At 72.0% G+C, this 19,803-nt stretch carries 22 protein-coding genes, 1 tRNA gene and 1 pseudogene; 9 read left to right on the top strand and 15 right to left on the bottom strand.

Translation table 11 applies throughout. The annotated features are described in order from the left end of the window. The first annotated feature begins 305 nt into the window (after positions 1–305). Positions 306–1,726: pseudogene (locus ACIA6B_RS02850) on the top strand (helix-turn-helix domain-containing protein). Positions 1,727–1,729: 3 nt separating this feature from the next. Here ACIA6B_RS02850 and ACIA6B_RS02845 read toward each other — a convergent pair. The 3 genes from ACIA6B_RS02845 to ACIA6B_RS02835 all read right to left on the bottom strand — a co-directional run bounded on the left by ACIA6B_RS02845 (position 1,730) and on the right by ACIA6B_RS02835 (position 5,194). Beyond that, positions 1,730–2,296 (bottom strand): NUDIX hydrolase, encoded by a 567-nt coding sequence (locus ACIA6B_RS02845; protein WP_396771201.1) that lies wholly within the window; start codon positions 2,294–2,296, stop codon positions 1,730–1,732. Between the two features lie 640 nt (positions 2,297–2,936). Continuing rightward, positions 2,937–4,787: a tetratricopeptide repeat protein gene (locus tag ACIA6B_RS02840; RefSeq protein ID WP_396770312.1), complete on the bottom strand. Its 1,851-nt coding sequence runs from the start codon at positions 4,785–4,787 to the stop codon at positions 2,937–2,939. Then, a complete protein-coding gene (locus ACIA6B_RS02835) occupies positions 4,784–5,194 on the bottom strand; it encodes a hypothetical protein (RefSeq protein WP_396770310.1) in 411 nt (136 codons plus the stop codon). Before ACIA6B_RS02835 ends, ACIA6B_RS02840 begins: the two co-directional genes overlap by 4 nt. A 321-nt stretch (positions 5,195–5,515) precedes the next feature. Here ACIA6B_RS02835 and ACIA6B_RS02830 point away from each other — a divergent pair, with 321 nt between their 5' ends. Continuing rightward, on the top strand, positions 5,516–5,785 hold the full coding sequence (locus ACIA6B_RS02830; RefSeq protein ID WP_396771237.1) for a hypothetical protein: 270 nt from the start codon (positions 5,516–5,518) through the stop codon (positions 5,783–5,785). 78 nt (positions 5,786–5,863) lie between these two features. Here ACIA6B_RS02830 and ACIA6B_RS02825 read toward each other — a convergent pair. Together ACIA6B_RS02825 and ACIA6B_RS02820 are read right to left on the bottom strand one after the other, a co-directional pair. After that, a tRNA-Val gene (locus ACIA6B_RS02825) sits at positions 5,864–5,935 on the bottom strand. 50 nt (positions 5,936–5,985) lie between these two features. Continuing rightward, entirely contained in the window at positions 5,986–6,519 is a 534-nt protein-coding gene (locus tag ACIA6B_RS02820; protein WP_396771199.1) for a TIGR02611 family protein, read from the bottom strand. Between the two features lie 273 nt (positions 6,520–6,792). Here ACIA6B_RS02820 and ACIA6B_RS02815 point away from each other — a divergent pair, with 273 nt between their 5' ends. Next, on the top strand, positions 6,793–7,224 hold the full coding sequence (locus ACIA6B_RS02815) for an SsgA family sporulation/cell division regulator (RefSeq protein WP_007457244.1): 432 nt from the start codon (positions 6,793–6,795) through the stop codon (positions 7,222–7,224). Between the two features lie 77 nt (positions 7,225–7,301). Here ACIA6B_RS02815 and ACIA6B_RS02810 read toward each other — a convergent pair whose 3' ends face one another. Beyond that, positions 7,302–8,078: a glucose 1-dehydrogenase gene (locus ACIA6B_RS02810; protein ID WP_396770308.1), complete on the bottom strand. Its 777-nt coding sequence runs from the start codon at positions 8,076–8,078 to the stop codon at positions 7,302–7,304. Positions 8,079–8,239: 161 nt separating this feature from the next. Here ACIA6B_RS02810 and ACIA6B_RS02805 point away from each other — a divergent pair, with 161 nt between their 5' ends. Continuing rightward, positions 8,240–9,154, top strand: coding sequence for a helix-turn-helix transcriptional regulator (locus tag ACIA6B_RS02805; protein ID WP_396770306.1), 915 nt, complete (start codon positions 8,240–8,242; stop codon positions 9,152–9,154). A gap of 7 nt (positions 9,155–9,161) precedes the next feature. Next, entirely contained in the window at positions 9,162–9,617 is a 456-nt protein-coding gene (locus tag ACIA6B_RS02800; RefSeq protein ID WP_281935072.1) for an Rrf2 family transcriptional regulator, read from the top strand. Between the two features lies 1 nt (position 9,618). On the opposite strand, the gene ACIA6B_RS02795 is transcribed toward ACIA6B_RS02800, so the two are convergent. The 7 genes from ACIA6B_RS02795 to ACIA6B_RS02765 all read right to left on the bottom strand — a co-directional run bounded on the left by ACIA6B_RS02795 (position 9,619) and on the right by ACIA6B_RS02765 (position 15,105). Continuing rightward, on the bottom strand, positions 9,619–10,233 hold the full coding sequence (locus ACIA6B_RS02795; RefSeq protein ID WP_396770304.1) for a malonic semialdehyde reductase: 615 nt from the start codon (positions 10,231–10,233) through the stop codon (positions 9,619–9,621). Next, positions 10,227–10,790, bottom strand: a complete 564-nt coding sequence (locus ACIA6B_RS02790) for a flavin reductase family protein (RefSeq protein ID WP_281935076.1) — start codon at positions 10,788–10,790, stop codon at positions 10,227–10,229. The genes ACIA6B_RS02795 and ACIA6B_RS02790 overlap by 7 nt, the downstream gene beginning before the upstream one ends. After that, entirely contained in the window at positions 10,787–12,121 is a 1,335-nt protein-coding gene (locus ACIA6B_RS02785) for an LLM class flavin-dependent oxidoreductase (RefSeq protein WP_396770301.1), read from the bottom strand. The genes ACIA6B_RS02790 and ACIA6B_RS02785 overlap by 4 nt, the downstream gene beginning before the upstream one ends. An 11-nt stretch (positions 12,122–12,132) precedes the next feature. Beyond that, positions 12,133–12,990 (bottom strand): ABC transporter permease, encoded by an 858-nt coding sequence (locus ACIA6B_RS02780; protein ID WP_396770299.1) that lies wholly within the window; start codon positions 12,988–12,990, stop codon positions 12,133–12,135. After that, the gene (locus ACIA6B_RS02775) at positions 12,983–13,798 is read right to left on the bottom strand and encodes an ABC transporter ATP-binding protein (RefSeq protein ID WP_396770297.1); all 816 of its coding nucleotides are present in this window, start codon (positions 13,796–13,798) and stop codon (positions 12,983–12,985) included. Before ACIA6B_RS02775 ends, ACIA6B_RS02780 begins: the two co-directional genes overlap by 8 nt. Next, positions 13,795–14,826 (bottom strand): ABC transporter substrate-binding protein, encoded by a 1,032-nt coding sequence (locus ACIA6B_RS02770; protein ID WP_396770295.1) that lies wholly within the window; start codon positions 14,824–14,826, stop codon positions 13,795–13,797. Before ACIA6B_RS02770 ends, ACIA6B_RS02775 begins: the two co-directional genes overlap by 4 nt. A 138-nt stretch (positions 14,827–14,964) precedes the next feature. Further along, positions 14,965–15,105, bottom strand: coding sequence for a putative leader peptide (locus ACIA6B_RS02765; RefSeq protein ID WP_281935085.1), 141 nt, complete (start codon positions 15,103–15,105; stop codon positions 14,965–14,967). A 182-nt stretch (positions 15,106–15,287) separates the two neighbouring features. Here ACIA6B_RS02765 and ACIA6B_RS02760 point away from each other — a divergent pair, with 182 nt between their 5' ends. Both ACIA6B_RS02760 and ACIA6B_RS02755 read left to right on the top strand, forming a co-directional pair. Continuing rightward, positions 15,288–15,461, top strand: a complete 174-nt coding sequence (locus ACIA6B_RS02760) for a DUF4236 domain-containing protein (RefSeq protein ID WP_064498970.1) — start codon at positions 15,288–15,290, stop codon at positions 15,459–15,461. 114 nt (positions 15,462–15,575) lie between these two features. Next, entirely contained in the window at positions 15,576–16,094 is a 519-nt protein-coding gene (locus ACIA6B_RS02755) for a potassium channel family protein (protein ID WP_396770293.1), read from the top strand. Here the strand turns inward: ACIA6B_RS02755 and ACIA6B_RS02750 are convergent. Together ACIA6B_RS02750 and ACIA6B_RS02745 are read right to left on the bottom strand one after the other, a co-directional pair. Beyond that, positions 16,060–16,959 (bottom strand): hypothetical protein, encoded by a 900-nt coding sequence (locus tag ACIA6B_RS02750; protein ID WP_396770291.1) that lies wholly within the window; start codon positions 16,957–16,959, stop codon positions 16,060–16,062. The two genes, ACIA6B_RS02755 and ACIA6B_RS02750, sit on opposite strands and share 35 nt — an antisense overlap. A 48-nt stretch (positions 16,960–17,007) precedes the next feature. Then, positions 17,008–17,529: a VOC family protein gene (locus ACIA6B_RS02745; RefSeq protein WP_396770289.1), complete on the bottom strand. Its 522-nt coding sequence runs from the start codon at positions 17,527–17,529 to the stop codon at positions 17,008–17,010. A 50-nt stretch (positions 17,530–17,579) separates the two neighbouring features. Between ACIA6B_RS02745 and ACIA6B_RS02740 the strand changes: the two genes are divergently transcribed. Further along, complete coding sequence (locus ACIA6B_RS02740; protein WP_396771197.1) at positions 17,580–18,050, top strand: MarR family winged helix-turn-helix transcriptional regulator; 471 nt, start codon at positions 17,580–17,582, stop codon at positions 18,048–18,050. A gap of 48 nt (positions 18,051–18,098) precedes the next feature. Beyond that, a complete protein-coding gene (locus ACIA6B_RS02735) occupies positions 18,099–19,802 on the top strand; it encodes a tetratricopeptide repeat protein (RefSeq protein ID WP_396770287.1) in 1,704 nt (567 codons plus the stop codon). The last annotated feature ends 1 nt before the right edge of the window (position 19,803 follow it).

Below are 19,803 nucleotides of genomic sequence, written 5' to 3'. Positions count from 1 at the left end.
GCCCGCGTAGTCTCCTCCACCGGAATCCGATCCGCCTCCGCCAGGGCGAGAAGCCGCCGCTTCGCCGCCTCCCGCTCGGCCGCCTGAATCTGCTCGCCACGGCTCACCGCCGACTCGTCACCCTTGCCCGGCATCTCTCGCCTCCCGCCACCCTAGGTGACGAAGAAGCTACGGAAGGCCAGGGGCCAGCCCCATGGCCAGCGGACATGTCACCGTCACATGGGACGACTCGACCAGCGCGAATGGCCGCCATACGCTCGTGTCTAAACACCATGAGTAGTCGGAACGCGACGCTGGGAGCCGCCGTGCTGCTCGATCCGCTTCGAATACCTGAGGATGTGTGGTCGCACGGCGCGGTGCTGACCGCCTTGGCCGCCCGCGACATCGGCGGGCTGTTTCGCTGGATCACCAGCCTCACCGGGGCGAGTCAGAGCCGGATCGGGGCCGCCGTCGGGCTGGAACAGGGCTACGTCAGCCGGATCATCGCCGGACGCAAGGTCACCTCGATCGACGTCCTGGAGCGGATCGCCGACGGATGCCAGATGCCCGACCAGGCGCGAATCATGATGGGCTGGCACCCCGACAGGCCACCCTGCCGTCCGCATCGGCCCGCCGCACTCCCGATCGGCCCATCGAACCGCCGGCTGCTCGGACCTGGCAAGACGACGTACGCAGTGCCATAGAGCTTTGGCGAGGTGACGTGAACCGTCGAGACGTGCTCCGACAGGTGGCCTTCAGTTCCGCCGGATATACCCTGCCAGCGTTGCGCTGGTTCACCGCCCCCGATCCGGCCCCGGTGACCCAGCCTGGCCGTAACGCCGTCGGGCAACCGCAGATTGACACCATTCGCGCGATGACCGCGACCTACCGCGGGCTGGACAACCAGTACGGCGGTGGCCACGCCCGTGACACGGTGGCCCGCTACCTCCACCAGGAGGTGACCCCACTGCTCACCGACGGCCGATACGGCCACCCCACCGGTCAACGGCTGCTCAGCGCCGCAGCCGAACTGGCCCAACTCGCCGGATGGCAGGCGTACGACACAGCCGAACACGGCATCGCCCAGCAATACCTCACCCTCGCCCTGGACTTCGCCCACGCCGCCGGAGACGACGGCCTCGGGGCGGAGATTCTTGCGGCGATGAGCCACCAGGCCACCTACCTCGGCCACACCACCGCCGGCCTCGACCTCGCCCGCGCCGCCGGCCAGGCCGCCCGCCGAGCCGGGGTCCCCGTCCTGGCCGCCGAAGCCCACGTCATGGAAGCCCACGCCCTGGCAAAAGCCCGTGACGAACGAGCCTGCGCCGCCGCCCTGCACAAGGCCGAGCAAGCCCTCGACCGAGCTGACCGCAGCGCCGAGCCGCAATGGCTCAGCTACTTCGACGAGGCATACCTGTCGGCCAAGTTCGGCCACTGCTTCCACGCCCTCGGCCGCAACACCCACGCCGAACGCTTCGCCGCCCGATCCCTACGCATGGACAACCGCTACGTACGCGGCAGAGCCTTCAACCTCGCCCTGCTCGCCAGCGTTCAAGCTCAACAGGGCGAAGCCGAGCGGGCCTGCACCACCGGCGCGGAGGCTCTGAGCCTGACCACCCAGCTACGCTCCGCCAGAGCCGTCCGCTACCTCCGAGATCTGCAAAGCCAACTCGTCCCACACCGGCGACTGCCCGCCGTCCGGGTCTTCACCGGCCGCGTTGACGCCACCTTCGGCCGTAGACGCTGACCGTCACAGCTCCTCACGGGCCTTACGCGCGACCAGCTCCAGCACCGCGATCACCGTGCCGGCACCGACGATCTCGCCCCGAGCCACAAGCCGGTAAGCCTCATCGAGCGGGATCCAGGCGACCTGCTCAGCCTCGTTCACGTCCACCGGCGTGCCGATGTGCTCGGCCTGCCGGGCCAGGAACAGCAGATTCTCGGCGTCGGCCGTACCGACCCACGGCTGGAAGGACAGCAACGGCTCGACGCCTTGAGGGCGCCAGCCGGTTTCCTCCTCAACCTCCCGCACCGCACACACCGCCGGCTGCTCCTCGCCGTCGACGTAACCGCCGGGCAGCTCCCACACCCACCGGTCGAGCACGAAACGGTGCCGCCGCATCAACAGCAGGCGCTCTTGGTTGTCGAGCACGGCAACCATGGCCGACCGGGGAGCCCGGATCACGTACTGCTCGAAGCGAAGCCCGTCGGGCAGCTCGACCTCCGCGATGCTCAGCCGCGCCCGCCTGGTGTCGTCCACGACCCGCTCGCCGTGAATGGTCCACCGGGTCATCTCCGTCCACTGCTTCTCCACCACCCCGCCAGTATCCGCACCCACCCTCTCACCATGCTCGACAGGTAGCACCTGCTTCCCGCACCACCCGGCCACCCGACCCTTCGCTTGTAAGTTCTGGGCCCTCCGTCCGGGCGCGTCTGCGCACGTCTCTGACGACGGGCGCTGATCCGTAGTCCTCCGTCGCTGGTCCCCGTCATAGGCTCGATGGCCCGGTTGCGATCGACAGCACGGTGACAGCAACCGGGGTCGGATTCGTTCCGAGGGAATCACCAGCCATCGATGAGCTGGGCCAGCAGCAGCGCTCGGACTGCCCGGACGGGCCGCCGCAGTCCATGGACGTCCAGCGCTGCTCGTGCCCATCGTCACCCAGTTGGTCACCCAACTCCGGTGTCAGACGTTGAGGCGGAACTTAGGCTGCCTCTCCCATGACCTGCGGCAACCTGGTCGGCGCACTGGTCACGCCCGCTCCCGGGCTCACGTCGTTGATGGCTGATTGCCGACGTTTCACAGTGTCTTGTGCCCCGTGTGTGCCCCGGCGGACTCCTTGAAACCAGGTAACCATTACCGCGCGCTGGCGTGGGCCTCTTACGCCACTGAGATGCGCCGACAGTCCATATGTGTCCGTGCATATGCGCCGGAGTCTGTCCCCGTTGTCACCCGGTTACTCACTTGCCTTGGATCCATTCGTCTGTCTCATCTCCGCCGCCCGCTGCCGCAACGGCAACGCCTCCGCCGCCCGCCCCAACCGGCCCAGCGTGTACGCAAGGTTGTCCAGCCGCAACGCCACATCGGGGTGGCCCTCCGGCAACGCGGCCTCGCTGATCGCCAACGCCCGCTGCCGCAACGGCAACGCCTCCGCCGCCCGCCCCAACCGGCCCAGCGTGTACGCAAGGTTGTCCAGCCGCAACGCCACACTCGGGTGGCCCTCCGGCAACGCGGCCTCGCTAATCGCCAACGCCCGCTGCTGCAACGGCAACGCCTCCGCCGGCCGCCCCAGATCAACCAGCGTTTGCGCCAGGTTGTCCAGCCGCAACGCCACATCGGGGTGGCCCTCCGGCAACGCGGCCTCGCTAATCGCCAACGCCCGCTGCTCCAACACGATGGCTCGGTTGTAATTGCCTTGGGTGTTATGAAAGAAGCCGAGCTGTCCGATCAGCGATGCAGCTTCCAAATTCTCGGAATCGGTTGGTATATGACCGGTAACCGCTTCGATGTGTGGGCTGAGGGTCAGCCAGCGCGGCCAACTGTCAACGTCATTGGACGGGCTGGTGCGGGGACGTGCCTGGTTGAGCATCGCCACCGCCTGGTCCACGATGCGCGGCCACGATGAAGGCTGCTGATGCTCGGGGGTGTTCGCAAGCCGTGGGATCTGTGCATGCGCACGCACCACTGCCTGCACCAAACGGTGTGTCTCGACCGTCTCGACGGTCAGGGTGACCAGGTTGTACGAGGCCAGCACCGCCAACGCCTGACCGACCACGTTTCCCCCGCCGGGATACCCGGCCAAAACGTCACGCGGAACCGCCTCCGGCGCGTAACACGACAACATCCCCAGCAGATCAACCGCTGCCGGCCGCTGCTCACGCAGCCGATTGAGAGTCTCCAACCACACCTGCGCCACCGCGCGCTCCGCCAGGTCGCCCTCCGCGATCCGGTTGAGTACCTCCGCCGGCTGGGCACGCAGCCGATCCAGATACTCCGACATCGGCATCTGTGTCTGCCGCAGGAACCCAGCCGCCTGCCGCAACGCCAACGGCAGATACCCCAACTCGTCAGCCAGTACCGCCGCCGTCAACTGATCAGACTGCCCCCCAGCCTCCACCAGCAGCCGCACCGCCGACGCCCGATCCAACATCCCCAACCGCAGACACCCGTCAACCACCGCTTCCCAACCCACATCACGCCGTGTCGTAATCAACACCTCACCGGTATCCAACCGCCCTAACAGCGGCTCTACATCACCGCGATCTTCCACGTTGTCCAGCACCAGCAGCCATCCCGAACGGTTTTGCAACCACGCCACCGCCCACCCAGCCGCGTCCTGATGACCAGCCGTCAACGTCAACTCAGGATTGACCAAAGCGGTCAACTCCGCCAGCCCATCCTGGATCGCCGCCGGGCTATCCGCCGTCACCCACCACCGCACCTCAAACTGATCCCGCTGCCGGTTCGCATACTGCAACGCCAACTCCGTCTTACCCACACCACCCAACCCATGCACCGCCTGCGAAACCACCCCACGCCCCGCCGCCATCACCTCCTCCAGGCGGGCCAGATCCTCATCCCGACCGAGAAACAACCGAGTCGGCGGCTTCGGCAAATTACTCAACCGCTGCACCACCGGCGACCCGGTTGACGACCGCTGCATCACGATCTGCCGGGCATCGATCCTCGGGTTGTCGCCGGTCGCGGTCACTCCGCTGATCTCACGGGCAGCAATCGACCTATCGCCAGCAGCGGCGGCGGAGTGCGCACGGTCGGGGCCGGTGGTTTCTTCGAACCCGTCCCTCACCGGGTAACCCGAGCGTTATCGCCCGTTACCGTCACCCCACTGATCGTCTGCGCCGCGACGGACCGCTCCCCAGATGCCGTCACCGTCACCCCCGCGGCCCTCATCAACTGCGCGACCTCCGCAGCCAAACCCGGGTCCTCAGAAAGCGCCTTACGGATCTGCCACCGCAACGCCGCCACCCGGTCCTCATCCCCCGGATCCTCGGCCAGATCCCCCACCGCCGCCTCGACCGCCGGCCGGGACTCCCCCCGCCCCAACAACCGACGCAGCACTCGACCCCCCACACCGACCGTCGCGTCCGTCGCCGCATCCTCCACCCGGGACAACACCCCCGCCCCGTACGCGGCCACCGCCGCCGACACGTGCGGCACCACCGCCGCCGCCAACGCCGTCACCTCAACATCCACCACGCCACCTCCCAGCAGACAGCCACCCAACGACTCCGATCAGTACCACACCCACGCACACCGTCACCCACAAATGACAACAGCAAGACACCAGCCACCGACAACACCGCCATCCCGTCTGTCATCACCCGTCCACCAGGGGAGCGGGCCACCGCCCGGCCCGCACAACGGGCGAACCGTGACGGCTCGTACGGACGCTGGCGGGTCGGGTGCTGGTCTGCTTCGGCTTGCCCCGGTCGATGGCAGGCGGAATGGCCCTCCGCAACTACCCACGAACCGCGAGCCGCCAGCGGAGCCGGCTTCGGCATCTCCCAGGTCAAGATGAAGATCGCCACCGGCGAGCTGTGCTCCATCAAGGACGGCAAATACCGTCGATCCTCCCCGAATGGGTCGATGACTACATCCGCGAGCAGGTCGAACGCCAGGAGGCCGCCTGATGCCCGGATGCACCCGAGCCAACGGCGAAGGCTCGATTTTCCCTATCGCAACGGCTTCGCCGCCTACGTCTGGGTCACCAAGCCCGACGGCCGGCGCACCCGCAAGTACGTCTACGGTAAAACCGAGCGCCTCGGCGACTCCCTGAGCCGCTGACGAGAACTGCTGTACAAAGCTGCTGTACGCAAGCAGAAAGGCCACCTCCCGAAGCCGGGAAGTGGCCTTTGACCTGCGTGGGCGATACTGGGATCGAACCAGTGACCTCTTCGGTGTGAACGAAGCGCTCTCCCGCTGAGCTAATCGCCCTCAGCGCGCATGACTCTACCTGATCGACGGCCCGGACCAAAAACCGGGCCTCAGTGCGTCGCGAGGTAGTGCAGCACCCGCGCGACCACGTCGATGCCGAGGCTGTACTTCAGCGACAGCCACACCACCACCGACACGAAGACCAGCCCGACCAGCCCGAGCACGAAGCGCACCGGCAGCGATCGACTGGTCACCCAGCGCGTCCAGGCGTTGACGTGCCGGCGGGTGAACGCGAGCAGCCGGCGGGCCCAGTGGAACTCCACCGCCCAGACGCCGAGCCCGGCGATGACGAGCAGCCAGCCGGGGCCGGGCAGCGGGATGAGCGCGATGCCGACGGTGACCACGACGGCGCCGAGGATGCCGATGAAGATTTTCAGCGCGACGCGGCCGGTGGGGTTGGCGCGGATGAGGTCGAGCGTGGTGTGCAGGCGACCTCGCCAGCCCCGCCGACGCGGCGCGGTGGGCGCGGCCGGGGAACGCCCGTCGACCGGCACTTCGTACCCCCGATTTCTGGCCGTTCGGGCCGCATCCTCCGGCGGATCGCCCGGGGCCCGCGATGCCACCGGGGTTCCCCTCGTGACCATTTCCACCCCCAGTGTCGCCCCGGACCGTCACCCCTGCTGAGGACTGGACGTTACCGGAGTAAGTCGACGACTGAACCACCCGTTGCCGGGCGGGACGACGGAGTGGGCGGAACCGGAAATCCTACTCGGGGTCTCCCGGCTCCGAAGGCTTTCCGAACCCCTTCCCACCACTGGGTGAAGTCAGCGTATGGCGGAGCGTAGCCAGGAGCAGCACCTGAGTATGGGAAAAGCGGGACACGCGCGTTCCGCAGCGGTGCCGGGGGGAGAACGTCCATGAGTGTCATCCGACCGACGACCGTAGAGGTCGAGACGTCGCTAAGGCTCGTCGCGCCTGACGCCACCGCCTTGCCGGTGCGTGCCAGTCTGCGTTACGACCCTGCTGACCCGTATGCGGTCCATGTCCTGTTCCATGCCGAGTCCGCCGGCGGCGAGGCGGTGAGCTGGTCGTTCGCCCGCGAACTGCTGGTCACCGGGCTCGACGAGCCGGCCGGCATCGGTGATGTGCGGGTCTGGCCGTGGGCCACCCCGCGCGGCGACTTCGTCGCGCTGGCGCTGTCGTCCCCGGACGGCAACGCCCTGTTCGAGGTTCCGCGCAGCGTGCTGGTGCGCTTCCTGCGCCGGACCTACGTCGTCGTCCCGCGCGGCCGGGAGGCCGAGCACCTGGACGTCGACACCGCGGTGAACCGGCTGCTCGCCGGTCGCTGAGCACGACCACACCGGGGCCGCGCGGATCTGCCGAGTCCGCGCGGCCCCGGGCCGTCTCACCCCGAGGGGTACGCGGGTCAGCCGCGTGTGGTGATCCCGCCGTCGACCGGAATGACCGCCCCGGTCAGGTACGCGCCGGCGCGCGACGCGAGGTAGATCGCGGTGCCGGCCATGTCGTCGGGGCGGCCGATGCGGCCCAGCGGCACCTGCTGTTCGATGGCGGCGCGCGACTCCGGGTCGTCGAGCGCGAACGCCATCATCTTGCTCTCGAACGGTCCGGGCGCGATCGCGTTGACCGTGATCGCCTCGCCGGCGAGCTGGTGGGCGAGGCCGCGGGTGAGCATGTGCACAGCGGCCTTGGTGGCGGAGTAGGCGTACACCTCCATCCACGGCACCCGGAGTCCGTCGATCGAGCCGATGTTGATCACGCGGGCCGGGTCGTCGGCATCGGCGGCGGCGCGCAGCGCCGGCAGCAGCGCGGTGGTGAGCCGGAACACGGCCTTGACGTTGACGGCCCAGAGCTTGTCGAACGCGCTCTCCGGGTACTCCTCCAGGGGCGCGCCCCAGGTGGCGCCCGCGTTGTTGACCAGCACGTGCAGCCGGTCGTGGCGTTGCCGGACGGCTTCGGCCAGCGCCAGCGCGCCGGCGTCGCTGCCGAGGTCCGCCGGGATCGCCTCGCAGTGTCCCTCGGTGGAGAGTTCCGCGGCGACCGCCTCGCACACGTCGGCCTTACGCGAGGAGATGATCACCCGGGCGCCGGCCCGCACGAAGCCGCGCGCGATCATCAGCCCGATCCCCCGCGAGCCGCCGGTGACCAGGACCGTCTTGCCGTCGACCGAGAACAGATCCGTCATGCCCATCCCATCGCCGTCGCCGCCGGGCCGCGGGCCGGTCACCCGACCCGAGCCTTACCGATCGGTAACCTAACCGTCCGTGGTGCGCCCCGACAAGGCAGCCGGGCGGGACGAAACTGTCGAGATGCAACGTGCGTCCGAGCCGGTTACCGTCGGGGATGATGGTCACTACCGGTCAGCCCTCCCCGGCCACCCGCATCGGCCTCTCGGACACCCGCCTCGACACCGACGAGATCGTCACCGGCGCGCTCGACGACCTCACCACCGCACCCGGCTGGCCCCGGCCGATCCTGCTCGACCGTGACCTGCTGGTCCTGGTCACGCACGGCCACGGCACCGCCGAGCTGGACTTCCGGGCCGTGCCCTGCCGACCGGGCACGCTGCTGCGCGCCCGGCCCGGCCAGGCGCTGCGCTGCCTCGGTCAGCAGCTCGACGCCACGGTGGTGAGCTGGGGGCCGGACGCGCTGCGCGGCCTCGACGTCGATCCGGACGCGGTGCCCGCCCACCGCCAGCTCACCGGCGAGGACGCCGACGCGGTGATCAGCGAGGTGAGTCAGCTCGCGGTGGACGCCGACCGGCACGCGCTGGTGCCCGCCGCCGCGGCGTTGCTGCGTCACCAGCTCGCCGTGCTGCTGCTGCGGCTGAGCCTGTTGCCGCGTGGCGAGGAGGGGCCACCGCCGGGCACCGAGGCGGTGACGTTCCGGCGGCTGTGCCGCGAGGTGGAACGCGGCTACCGGCACACCCGCCGGGTGGAGGACTACGCCGCCCGGCTCGGCTGCTCCGTGCGTACCCTGACCCGGGCCTGCCTGGCGGTGACCGGTCGCAGCGCCAAGCAGGTCATCGACGAGCGGGTGGCGTTGCAGGCCTGCCGGCTGCTGGCCGCCACCGACGACCCGATCGCCCGGATCGGCCGGCTGCTCGGTTTTCCCGAGCCGACCAACTTCGGCCGCTTCTTCACCCGGGAGGTCGGGGTGAGCCCGGGGGCGTTCCGGGCCGCCCGGGAGCAGCCGCTGCCCGTCCGTCTGGTGCGCCCGCGCCCGCCCGCCGACTCCCCCGCACCGGCCGGCCGGGCATGATGGCAGGGTGCAGATCTCCGCGCGCGGCGACTACGCGGTCCGGGCAGCCCTGAGCCTGGCCACCGCGTACCCCACCCTGCTGTCCACCCAGGCCATCGCGGCGGAGCAGGACATGCCCCGCAAGTTCCTCGAAGCGGTCCTGGCCGACCTGCGCCGGTCCGGGATCGTCCGGGCCCAGCGCGGCGCCGAGGGCGGTTACACGCTGTCCCGACCGCCGCGCGACGTCACCATCGGGCAGGTGTTGCGCGCCGTCGACGGTCCGCTCGCCGGGGTACGCGGGCTGCGTCCCGAGGAGACGAAGTACGAGGGCGCGGCGGAGAACCTGCCCCGGCTCTGGGTCGCGGTGCGCGCCTCGGTGCGGCGGGTGGTCGACGAGGTGAGCCTGGACGAGCTGGTCAGCGGCCGGCTGCCGGCGCACGTGCGCAAGCTGACCACCCAGCCGGACGCGTGGGAGCCGCGCTGATTCACAGCGTGCTGACGACCTCCTCGTACGGCAGCCGGGGCAGCCGTTCCCGCCAGGCGTCCGGGGCCGGGCGGCCGATGTTCATCAGCAGCAGCACCCGGTGCCGCCCGTCGGGGAAGAACTCGCGTTCCACGCCTGTCGCGTCGAACCCGGCCATCGGGCCGGCGGCCAGCCCGGCGGCGCGTACCCCGACCACCAGGTAGCCGATCTGGAGCGCGGCGTTGAAGCGGGCCTGTGCCTCCCGGCCGGCCGGGTCGCCGGTGAACAAGTCCCGCGCGCCGGGGCGGTGCGGGAACAGTTCGGGCAGCCGGTCGTGCCAGTCCACGTCGGCGGCGAGCACCGCGGTCAGCGGCGCGCCGGCCGTCTTGTCCCGGTTGCCGGCGCTGACGTACGGCAGCAGCCGCGCCCGGGCCGCCGGCGAGCGCAGCAGCAGCACCCGCAGCGGTTGCGCGTTCATCGCGGTGGGGCCGTTGCGGACCAGGTCGTGCACGGCCCGGACCTGCGCCTCGTCGACCGGCTCGTCGGTGAACGCGTTGGCCGTGCGGGCCGCCCGGAACAGCAGGTCCTGGGCGGCCCGGTCGAGCGCGAGCAGCTCGTCGGGGGGTGCGTTCACCACGACTCGGACCAGTCCTCGATGGTGGTGGTGTAGCGGCCCCGGTGGTGCAGCAGCGGGTCGCCGTCCTCGCCGGCGCCGAGCGCGAGCGGCTCCCCGAGCACGATGGTGTGGTCGCCGGCCTCGATCCGCCGGACCACCCGGCACAGCAGCACCGCCAGCGCGTCGCCGATCAGCGGCACCCCGAACGGGCCGGTGGTCCAGCCGGGGTGGGCGGTGAACCGGTCGATGCCGCTGGTGGCGAAGATCTGCGCGATCTCCTGCTGGCCGGAGGCGAGCAGGTGCACCGCCACGTGCTCGGCGTGCGCGACGGTCGGCCAGCTCGACGACGCGCGGCCGAGGCAGACCGAGACCAGCGGCGGGTCCAGCGACACCGACGTGAACGAGGTGGCGGTGAACCCGGACGGCGGCAGCGTCGGCAGGAGCCGGTCGCCGCGCAGGCCGGGCGTGGTGACCACGGTGACCGTGGACGCCTGCCGGCGCAGCAGGCCGCGGAACGAGTCGACGTCGACCGGGCGCAGCTCGACGGTGCCGGTGCCGGGCCGGTCCACGGTGGTCACGACGCCACCAGCTCTCGGGCGGCGTGGACGCTGGCCGGCCGGGGCAGGCCGTAGTGGTCGCGCAGGGTGCGCCCGGCGTACTCGGACCGGAACAGCCCGCGCCGGCGCAGCAGGGGTACGACGTGGTCCACGAAGGCCTCCAGTCCGTGGGGTAGTAGTGGTGGCATGACGTTGAAGCCGTCGGCGGCGCCCCGGGTGAACCAGAGCTCGATCTGGTCGGCGATCTGCTCCGGGGTGCCGACCACGACGCGGTGCCCGCGCCCGCCGCCGAGCCGGCCGATGAGCTGCCGGAGGGTGAGCCGTTCCCGGCGGGCCAGGTCGACGACGAGCTGGTAGCGGCTCTGGTGGGCCTGCACGGTGGTGGCGTCGGGCAGGTCCGGCAGCGGCCCGTCGAGAGGTCGGCCGGTGAGGTCCAGCCCGGTCATGCCGGAGAGCTGGGCGAGCGCGTGCTCGGGCACGATCAGCGCCTCCAGTTCGTCGGCGAGGGCACGGGCCTCCTTCTCGGTACCCCCGATGACAGGTGCGATACCGGGCAGCACCTTGATCAGTTCCGGGTCGCGGCCGGCGTCGGCGGTGGCCTGTTTGAGCGCGGCGTAGAACGCCTGGCCGTCGGCGAGGGTCTGCTGGGCGGTGAAGACGGCCTCGGCGTAGCGGGCGGCGAACGCGATGCCGTCGGCGGACGAGCCGGCCTGCACCAGCAGCGGGCGGCCCTGCGGCGGGCGGGGCGTGTTGAGCGGCCCGGCCACCCGGAACCGCTCGCCGGTGTGCGCGATCTCGTGCACCCGGTCCGTGTCGGCGAAGACGCCGCCGGCGGTGTCGAGCACCAGCGCGTCGTCCTCCCAGCTGTCCCAGAGCTTGATCGCCACGTCGACGTGTTCGGCGGCGCGGCGGTACCGGTCGGCGTGCGCGGGGTGGTCGTCGAGGTTGAAGTTGCGGGCCTCGCGGGCCTGGGCGGAGGTGACGATGTTCCAGCCGGCCCGGCCGCCGCTGAGGTGGTCGAGCGAGGCGAACGCGCGGGCCAGGTGGAACGGTTCGGTGTAGGTGGTCGAGGCGGTCGCGATCAGGCCGATGCGCTCGGTGACGGTGGCCAGCGCGGCGAGCAGCGTGAGCGGCTCGAAGACGGCCTGGATGTTGTGCCGGACGGCCGGCCCGACGGCCAGCCCGTCGGCGAGGAACACCGAGTCGAGGGTGCCCCGCTCGGCGATGCGGGCCAGTTCCTGGAAGTGGCGTACGTCGGCGAGGCGGCCGGGGTCGGTGCGTGGGTGCCGCCAGGCGGCCTCGTGGTGGCCGACGCCCATCAGGAAGGCGTTCAGGTGCAGGGTGCGGGTCATGGCGGTTCCTCTCAGGCGGTGGTGACGTCGACGCGCCAGGTGGAGAAGCGACGTTCCCCGGCGACGAGGAGCTGGTTGACCACCAGCCCGATGGCGGAGATGGTGATGATCCCGGCGTACATGTCGGGGATCGCGAAGTTGTACTGCGCGTAGTTGACGAGGTAGCCGAGGCCGGCCTTGGCGCCGACCATCTCGGCGGCGACCAGCACCAGGATCGAGTACGCCCCGGCCAGCCGGACGCCGGTGAAGATGGTCGGCACGGACGCCGGCAGGATCACCTTCTGGAACAGCCGCAGGTGGTCCAGGCCCATCGAGCGGGCCGAGCGCACCAGCAGCGGGTCGACGCCCTTCACGCCGGCGATGGTGTTCAGCAGGATCGGCCAGGAGCAGGCGTAGACCACCAGGGCGATCTTGGAGGTCTCGCCGAGGCCGAGGATGAGCACGAAGACCGGCAGCAGCGCCAGCGCGGCGGTGTTGCGGAACACCTCCAGCAGCGGGCTGAGCAGGTCGGCGAGGGGGCGGTACCAGCCGATCAGCAGGCCGAGCGGGATGGCGGTGGCCACCGCGAGCGCCAGCCCGGTCAGCGAGCGGGTGAGGCTGGCGCCGACGTGGTCGGCGAGCTGCCCGCTGCGCAGCAGCTCCCACCAGGCGACGAGCACCTCGGAGAGCGGGGGCAGGAAGACCCGGTCGACCAGGCCGGTGCGGGGCACCAGCTCCCAGATCGCGGCCAGCGCCAGCAGCGCGACGCTGCGGTGCAGGGCCCGGCCGCCGAGCGCGAGCAGCCGGCCGGTCCGGGCGGGGGCGACGACCGCCGGGGGCACGGCGGGCCGGGCCGCCGTCGCGGCGGGTCGTTCGGCGATGTCAACCAACGCGGGCCTCCTCGCGGACGGCGGACTGCGCGGCGCGTACCTCGTCGCGCAGCAGCGTCCAGATCTGGTGCCGGTGGTGCCGGAACGCGTCGGTGGAGCGGACGTCCTCGGCCGCCTCCCGGTCCCCCAGTTCGATGTCGATGACCTGCTTGATCCGGCCGGGGCGCGACGTCATCACGGCGACCCGCCCGCCCAGGTGCACGGCCTCGTCGATGCCGTGCGTGATGAACACGATGGTCTTGCCGGTGGCCTGCCAGATCCGGACCAGCTCGTCCTGGAGCAGGTCACGGGTCTGCGCGTCGAGCGCGGCGAACGGCTCGTCCATGAGCAGCACGTCCGGGTCGTACGCGAGGCTGCGGGCGATCGCGACGCGTTGCTTCATGCCGCCGGACAGTTCGTGCGGGTAGCGGTCGGCGAAGCCGGTGAGACCGACCAGGTCGAGGTGGTACGCGACCAGCTCGGCGCGTTCCGCGCGGGGCAGGCCCTTGGCCTCCAGTCCGAACGCGACGTTGCCGGCGGCGGTGCGCCAGGGCAGCAGCGCGTACTGCTGGAAGACGATGCCCCGGTCCAGGCCGGGCCCGGTGACCGGGCGGCCGTCGACGAGCACCTGACCGGAGGTGGGGGTGGCCAGCCCGCCGAGCAGGTCGAGCAGGGTGGACTTGCCGCAGCCGCTGGGGCCGACGACGACCAGGAACTCGCCGGGGCGTACGCCGAGGGTCACCTCGTCGAGCGCGGTGACCGCGCCGCCGCCACGCCGGCCCGGGAAGACCTTGCGTACCCGGTCGAAGCGGATCTTGTCGGTGCTCATGCGCCACCGCCGGGGTTGGCGAACGCGTTGAACCGGTTGGTGTAGAGGTCGGCGGGCTGGGGACGCGGGCCCTTCAGCTCGCCGGCGTCGGCCAGCCAGTCGATCCAGGTGGCGAACTCCCGGTCGGTGATGACGCCGCCGGGCTCGGCGACGCCGCTGGACTTCCAGTAGTCGACGAGGGTGGCGTCCTCGTTGCGGCCCCGCTTGCCGATGATCTGCCTGAGTCGGGCCACCACGGTCTCCCGGGGCTGGGTGCGCGCCCACTCGATGGCCTTGCCCACACCGGTGACGAACGCGCGGACCGTGTCCGGGTTGCGGGCGATGAAGTCGTCGCGGAAGACGTAGCTGCCGGCGCTGAACGCCCCGAGCAGTTCGTAGTCGGTGAACACGGTGCGGATGCCGCCGGCCGCGACCGCCTTGTCGCGGATCACGCCGCCGAGCACCGCCACGTCGATCTGCTTGGCGCGCAGCGACTGTTCGGTGTTGACCGGGGGCAGCGCGACCAGTTCGACGCGGCCGATCTCGTCGGCGGTCAGCCCGCCCCGGGCCAGCCAGGTGCGCAGCACGGCCTCGGCGTGCGCGCCGAGCGTGTTCATGCCGACCCGCTTGCCGATCAGGTCGCGCGGGCCGCGGATCGGGCTGTCGTCGCGCACGTAGTAGCCCTGGAAGGTCTGCGCGTCGGAGCCGTAGTAGCTGACCACGGCCGTGATCGGCGCGTGGGCGGTCTGGAGCTTGACGATCGCGCCGTTGAACGCGCCGCCGACGTCGCTCTGGCCGGTGGCGGTGGCCTGGATGTCGGCCGGGCCGCCGGTGACGTTGCCGATCCAGTTGAGTGTGACGTCGCCGAGGTAGCCGAGGTCGGCGGCGAGTTCGGGGAGCGTCACCTGACCGACCGAACCCTGGTAGCGCAGTTCCGTGGTCTGGGTGCCGGCGGCGCCGGCGTCGGCGCCGCAGCCGGTGGCGGCGGTGAGGGCGAGCAGGGCGACGGCGGCGGCGAGGGCACGCCGGGGTGATCGGGTCGAGGGCATGGCGGTGTCTCCTGATCTGTCCACGATGCGGTGGAGGGGGCCCACGTGGGGGCGGAGCGCACGCCGTGCCGCGCCGGGCCACGATGCGCCGGCGACGGGAACGGACGGGCGGAGGAGGGGGAACGACGAGCGTTCGGCTCAACAGAGCGCGCTCGCGTGCCGGACCAGGTCGACGTGCACGCGAGCGGTGAGGAGAAGCTCGTCCCGCTGCGACATGCCCTCATGCTGCCGACCGTTGTCCCCGCCGGTCAACGCCCTTCCAGTCAGTGAGACTTTCATCGCTGGCTTTGTTACGACCCGTCTCCACCAGCATTTACGACTCCTTAACACCTACCCGTTGGATAGAGATTGTGCCGGGCGCGACGCCCACCGTCCAGACCGGACCGGACCGGGTTTCGCGTTTCGTCGATCCGGGCATGTTCCTCCTCGCAGAGGCAGGGAGATCGAAGGAGGCACCTCCGATGGGCGTTCAGTTCCGCAAGCGCAAGAAGTACGGGCCGCTGATCCTCCACTTCACCCAGAACGGGTTCTCCTCGTGGAGCATCAAGATCGGCCGTTGGTCCTGGAACTCGAACACCCGCGCCCACCGCGTGGACCTTCCGGGGCCGCTCTCCTGGAAGCAGGACAAGGCCTGACCCGGGGCGAGCAACTCCGGGGAGATCCGGTGCCGACGCTCCGTCGGCACCGGATTTCGTCGTCCGGTCCGGTGTTCCGCCGCCGCGACCCGGTCCGAGGCGGACAATCGCGACATGGTGCACCTGACCCTGCGGCGGATACGGCGGCGGGCGGTGGCGGCCTGCGCGCTGCTGCTGGTCGGCTACTTCCTGGTGCCGGTCGAGGCGGACCCGAACGGGTTGCGGCTGGCGCTGCGCTCGGTCGCCACGGTGCTGCTGGTGGCGACGGTCGCGTTCCTGGTCACCGGCCAGGTCCGTCGCCAGCTCACCCGCGACCAGCCGACCGGCGACGCGGAGGACCGCGCGCTCACCCGGCTCGCCGTCGCGCTGATCGCCGGGCTGCTGGTCTTCGCGCTCGCCGACTACGTGGTGGCGAACACCCGCCCCGGTGAGTTCGTCGGGCTGCACACCCGCATCGACGCGCTCTACTTCGCGTTGGCCACGCTCACCACGATCGGCTACGGCGACGTGCACGCGCAGGGGCAGATCGCGCGGGTGGCGGTCTGCGCCCAGATGGTGTTCAGCATCGGCGTGGTGGCCACCGGCGCGTCGGTGGTGGTCAGGCAGATGACCCAGCGGTCGGCCCGGCGCTGATCACCACGTCGCCGCCGAGCCGGCCGGGCTCCGGGTCGCGGGTCACCGCGCCGGCGGTGAGCAGCGAGGTGAGCGCGCGGTTGGCGTCGGCGGCCCGGTAGACCGTGGCGGTGGCCGCGAACCGGCGCAGCTCGGTCACCGTACGCGGGCCGGAACGGGCCAGCTCGGCGAGCAGCTCGCGGCGCAGCGAGCCGGGCTCGGGGTCGAGCGTGATGTCCAGCAGCCGCCCCGCCGGGTCGGCCGGGTCGCGGTAGCGCACGCCGGCGTACTCGTCGACGGCCCAGAGCGCGTCCTTCACCGTCTCCAGGCCGCGGTCGGAGCCGGTGGCGTAGCCGAGCAGGCGGGCCGGCCCGTCCTCGGGCACCAGCTCGACCTCGGTGACCAACGGGAAACCGGCAGCGGTGAGCGCCGGCCGCAGCGACCGGCCGGGCGCGGTGACCAGCAGCAGCTCGGCCGGGCGGCCGGACGCCACGGCGGTCAACAGGGCCGGGTCGTGCGTGCCGCCGTCGACCACGGCGAGCAGCGGCGCGCCGGCCGCGCCGGCCGCCTTGAGCGCCACCGGCAGCCGGTCCGGCCGGCCGGGCACCAGGTGCACGGCGACGTCGGCCGGCAGGGTGGCCTCGACCGCGCCGAGCCGCGCCGGCAGCTCCGCGTCGCCGTCGGCGAGCACCAGCACGGTCAGTCGCCGCCCGCGCAGCCGGTCGGCGAACTCGGCCACCACGCGCAGCGCCGCCTCCGCGCCACCGGCCTCTCCCCCGGCGTACGCCAGGGCGAGCGTGGCCCGCCGCGCCCGGTGCAGCGCGGCGGGGAGCCAGTGGTCGAGCTGACGGACGAGCAGCTCGCGCAGGACGGCGTCGGTCGACATGGTGCCGTTTCTACCGCACCCGACCACGTGCCCGGCCGGGAACCCCGGTCAGGCCGGGACGGAGATGCCCACGCCGCCCCGGGTCTGGCCGCCGTAGCGCTGCCGCTCGCGGTCGAGGTCGAGCCGACCGATCCGCTTACGGGCGGCGAGCGCCGCGTCGTCCAGCAGGTTCGCCGGGACGATCCAGACGATCTCGAACTCCAGCCCGTCGGGGTCGCGCCCGTAGAGACTCTTGGTGGTGCCGTGGTCGGACGCGCCGCCCAGCGCGCCGGCGGCGGCCAGCCGCTCGGCGGTGGCGGCCAACTCGTCGAGCGTGTCCAGCTCCCAGGCGAGGTGGTAGAGGCCGACGGCGCCCCGGCCAGCCGGGGACGGCCCGGCCGCCGCGCCGACCTCGAACAGCCCGAGGTCGTGGTCGTTGGTGGAGTCGGGCGCCTGGAGGAAGGCGGCGCCGCGGAAGCCGTCCGGCGTCATCGGGACCCGGCGGAAGCCCAGCACGTCGCGGTAGAAGGCGACGCTGCGCTCCAGGTCACTGACGTAGAGGACGGCGTGGTTGAGCCGGTGGATTCCCATGCCCTCGACGGTACCGCGTTTTAATTGAGCGTTCAACCATTGGCGGTATGATGGGCGTCATGACCCGGTGGCTGGACCCCGACGAACAGCGGACCTGGCGCGCCTTCCTCGCCGCCTCCCGCGCGCTGATGGACACGCTCGACCGCGAACTGCAACGCGACGCCGGCATGCCGCACGCGTACTACGAGATCCTGGTCCGACTCTCCGAGGCCCCCGGCCGGCGGCTGCGGATGAGCGAGCTGGCCGACGCCACCGGCTCCTCGCGCAGCCGGCTCTCGCACGCCGCCGCCCGGCTGGAGGCCGCCGGCTGGATCCGCCGGGAGGACTGCCCCACCGACCGGCGCGGCCAGCTCGCCGTGCTCACCGACGACGGCTTCGCCACCCTGAACGCCGCCGCGCCCGGCCACGTCGAAGGGGTACGCCGGCACCTGTTCGACGCGCTCAGCCCGGCCCAGGTCGACCAGCTCCGCCGGATCAGCGAGACGCTCGCCGATCACTTGACCCAATCGGCACCAAACTGATCCACTCCGGGGGTTGTACTTACCGTCGCCGGATGAGCACGATGGGGCGTGTCCTCCGGCTTCGCTGACCTGACCCTCCAGGCGCACCATCTGGTGTCCGAAGGCGACCTCACCGGCGCGCAACGACTGCTCGCCGACGCGCTCAGCGACGCCGACCCGCGCCCCGGCAACGCCTCCCCCGAGTTGGCCGAGGCGGCCGGCCTCCAGGCGCGGCTGCTCGTCGCGCTCGGCGAACCGCACTCCGCGCGTGGCTGGGCCGCGTTCGCGTACGCGGCGGCCACCCGCCTGTTCGGCCGCTCCGACGAGCGCACCGTCACCGCCGCCGCGACGCTGGCCGCGGTGCTGCACCGGGTCGGCAGCGACGCCCGCGCCGCGCGGCTCTACTCCGACGTCATCATCGAGCTGACCGCCCGCGACGGGCCCGAGTCGCAGCGGGTGCTGGCCGCGCACGCCGACCTGGCCACCGTGGAGTATGCCCGCGGTCAGTGCGAGGTGGCCCGCGACCGCCTCGCCGACGCCTGGGAGCTGCACCGCGAGGTCTACGGCGACGACCACCCCAGCGGCATCAAGATGCTGGCCAAGCTCGGCGCGATGGAACGCGACTGCGGCCGGTACGCCGAGGCGCACGAGCACTTGGCGCTCGCCGAGGACCTGTGCCGCCAGCACCTCGCCGTGGACGACCCGCTCGCCGTCCAGGTGGCCGGCCTGGCCCGGGCCGCCGCCGACCCGGACCACGTCTGCGCCGAGCCCGAACCACAGGCGCCCACGACGCCGGTGGTGCCCGCCGCCCGGGTCGCCCCGCCCGTCGAGGGTCCGCCCGACCTGCCGCCCTACAGCCCGCCCGCGCTCGACGAGCCGGTGCGCACGCCGCTCTACCACCCGCCGGGCCGGGCCACCGACGCCGGGCACGTGCCCACGCCCCGCACCGCGCCGGAGGCCGACGCCGAGTCGTTCGACGACTACCCGTGGCCGCCGGAGCACGAGCAGCCCTGGCGACCGGACGAGCCGGCCGACCCGCGCCGGCAGCCGGCCGACCAGCCCTGGGAGGCCGGCGAGCCGGCCGAGCAGCCCTGGCGGGTCGGCAAGCCGGCGGAGCAGCCCTGGCGGGCCGGCGAGCCGGCCGAGCAGCCCTGGCCGCCGGCCGAGGACGCGGTGCCGCCGACCGTGGTCGGGCTCGCCGCCGACGCGCCGCCCGGCGTGCACCGGGTGCCGCCGGCCCACGGGCCGTCGTCGCGCTACCTGCCGGTGCACGTGCCCCGGCCACCCGCCACGCCCCGGCGCGAACGGCCCTGGCTGCCGCTGGCGGTGCTCGGCGTGGTGGTGGCGCTGCTGCTGGGCACCATCGCGGTGATCGCCGGCGTATCCCGGGTGGACGGTGACCGCGACACCCCGGCCGCCCCGTCGGGCGGGCCACCGTCGAGCGGGCCGCCGCCGACCTCCGCGCGGCCCACCGCCAGCGCCCGGCCGGCCGCCTCCCCGGGCACCCCACCGGGCCGGTTCGCGCTCACCGACCGGCGCGACAGCATCGTGCTGAGCTGGACGTACCCGGCCGGCGCGGAAGGACCGGTGGTGGTCGCCGGGGGCCGTGCCGGTCAGCCGCAGCACACCTTCGCGACGCTGCCCGCCGGCTCCGGCGACTACATCGCCTACGGGCTCGACCGCACCACCGACTACTGCTTCACCGTGGCGCTGGTCTGGTCCACCGACACGGTGGCCCGCGCCGCCCCGGTCTGCACCAAGCGACGCCGCTGAC

Source organism: Micromonospora sp. NPDC051141, assembly GCF_044455765.1.
Lineage (GTDB): Bacteria > Actinomycetota > Actinomycetes > Mycobacteriales > Micromonosporaceae > Micromonospora.
This window is presented reverse-complemented; position numbering and strand designations above follow the sequence as displayed.

What these genes read in the sequence shown, in the direction of transcription:
- ACIA6B_RS02830 (WP_396771237.1), top strand. Translation starts at nt 5,516, where the DNA reads ATGAAGATCGCCACCGGCGAGCTGTGCTCCATCAAGGACGGCAAATAC.
- ACIA6B_RS02820 (WP_396771199.1), bottom strand. Translation starts at nt 6,519, where the DNA reads ATGGTCACGAGGGGAACCCCGGTGGCATCGCGGGCCCCGGGCGATCCG.
- ACIA6B_RS02815 (WP_007457244.1), top strand. Translation starts at nt 6,793, where the DNA reads ATGAGTGTCATCCGACCGACGACCGTAGAGGTCGAGACGTCGCTAAGG.
- ACIA6B_RS02810 (WP_396770308.1), bottom strand. Translation starts at nt 8,078, where the DNA reads ATGACGGATCTGTTCTCGGTCGACGGCAAGACGGTCCTGGTCACCGGC.
- ACIA6B_RS02805 (WP_396770306.1), top strand. Translation starts at nt 8,240, where the DNA reads ATGGTCACTACCGGTCAGCCCTCCCCGGCCACCCGCATCGGCCTCTCG.
- ACIA6B_RS02785 (WP_396770301.1), bottom strand. Translation starts at nt 12,121, where the DNA reads ATGACCCGCACCCTGCACCTGAACGCCTTCCTGATGGGCGTCGGCCAC.
- ACIA6B_RS02775 (WP_396770297.1), bottom strand. Translation starts at nt 13,798, where the DNA reads ATGAGCACCGACAAGATCCGCTTCGACCGGGTACGCAAGGTCTTCCCG.
- ACIA6B_RS02770 (WP_396770295.1), bottom strand. Translation starts at nt 14,826, where the DNA reads ATGCCCTCGACCCGATCACCCCGGCGTGCCCTCGCCGCCGCCGTCGCC.
- ACIA6B_RS02765 (WP_281935085.1), bottom strand. Translation starts at nt 15,105, where the DNA reads ATGAAAGTCTCACTGACTGGAAGGGCGTTGACCGGCGGGGACAACGGT.
- ACIA6B_RS02760 (WP_064498970.1), top strand. Translation starts at nt 15,288, where the DNA reads ATGGGCGTTCAGTTCCGCAAGCGCAAGAAGTACGGGCCGCTGATCCTC.
- ACIA6B_RS02755 (WP_396770293.1), top strand. Translation starts at nt 15,576, where the DNA reads ATGGTGCACCTGACCCTGCGGCGGATACGGCGGCGGGCGGTGGCGGCC.
- ACIA6B_RS02750 (WP_396770291.1), bottom strand. Translation starts at nt 16,959, where the DNA reads ATGTCGACCGACGCCGTCCTGCGCGAGCTGCTCGTCCGTCAGCTCGAC.
- ACIA6B_RS02745 (WP_396770289.1), bottom strand. Translation starts at nt 17,529, where the DNA reads ATGGGAATCCACCGGCTCAACCACGCCGTCCTCTACGTCAGTGACCTG.
- ACIA6B_RS02740 (WP_396771197.1), top strand. Translation starts at nt 17,580, where the DNA reads ATGGGCGTCATGACCCGGTGGCTGGACCCCGACGAACAGCGGACCTGG.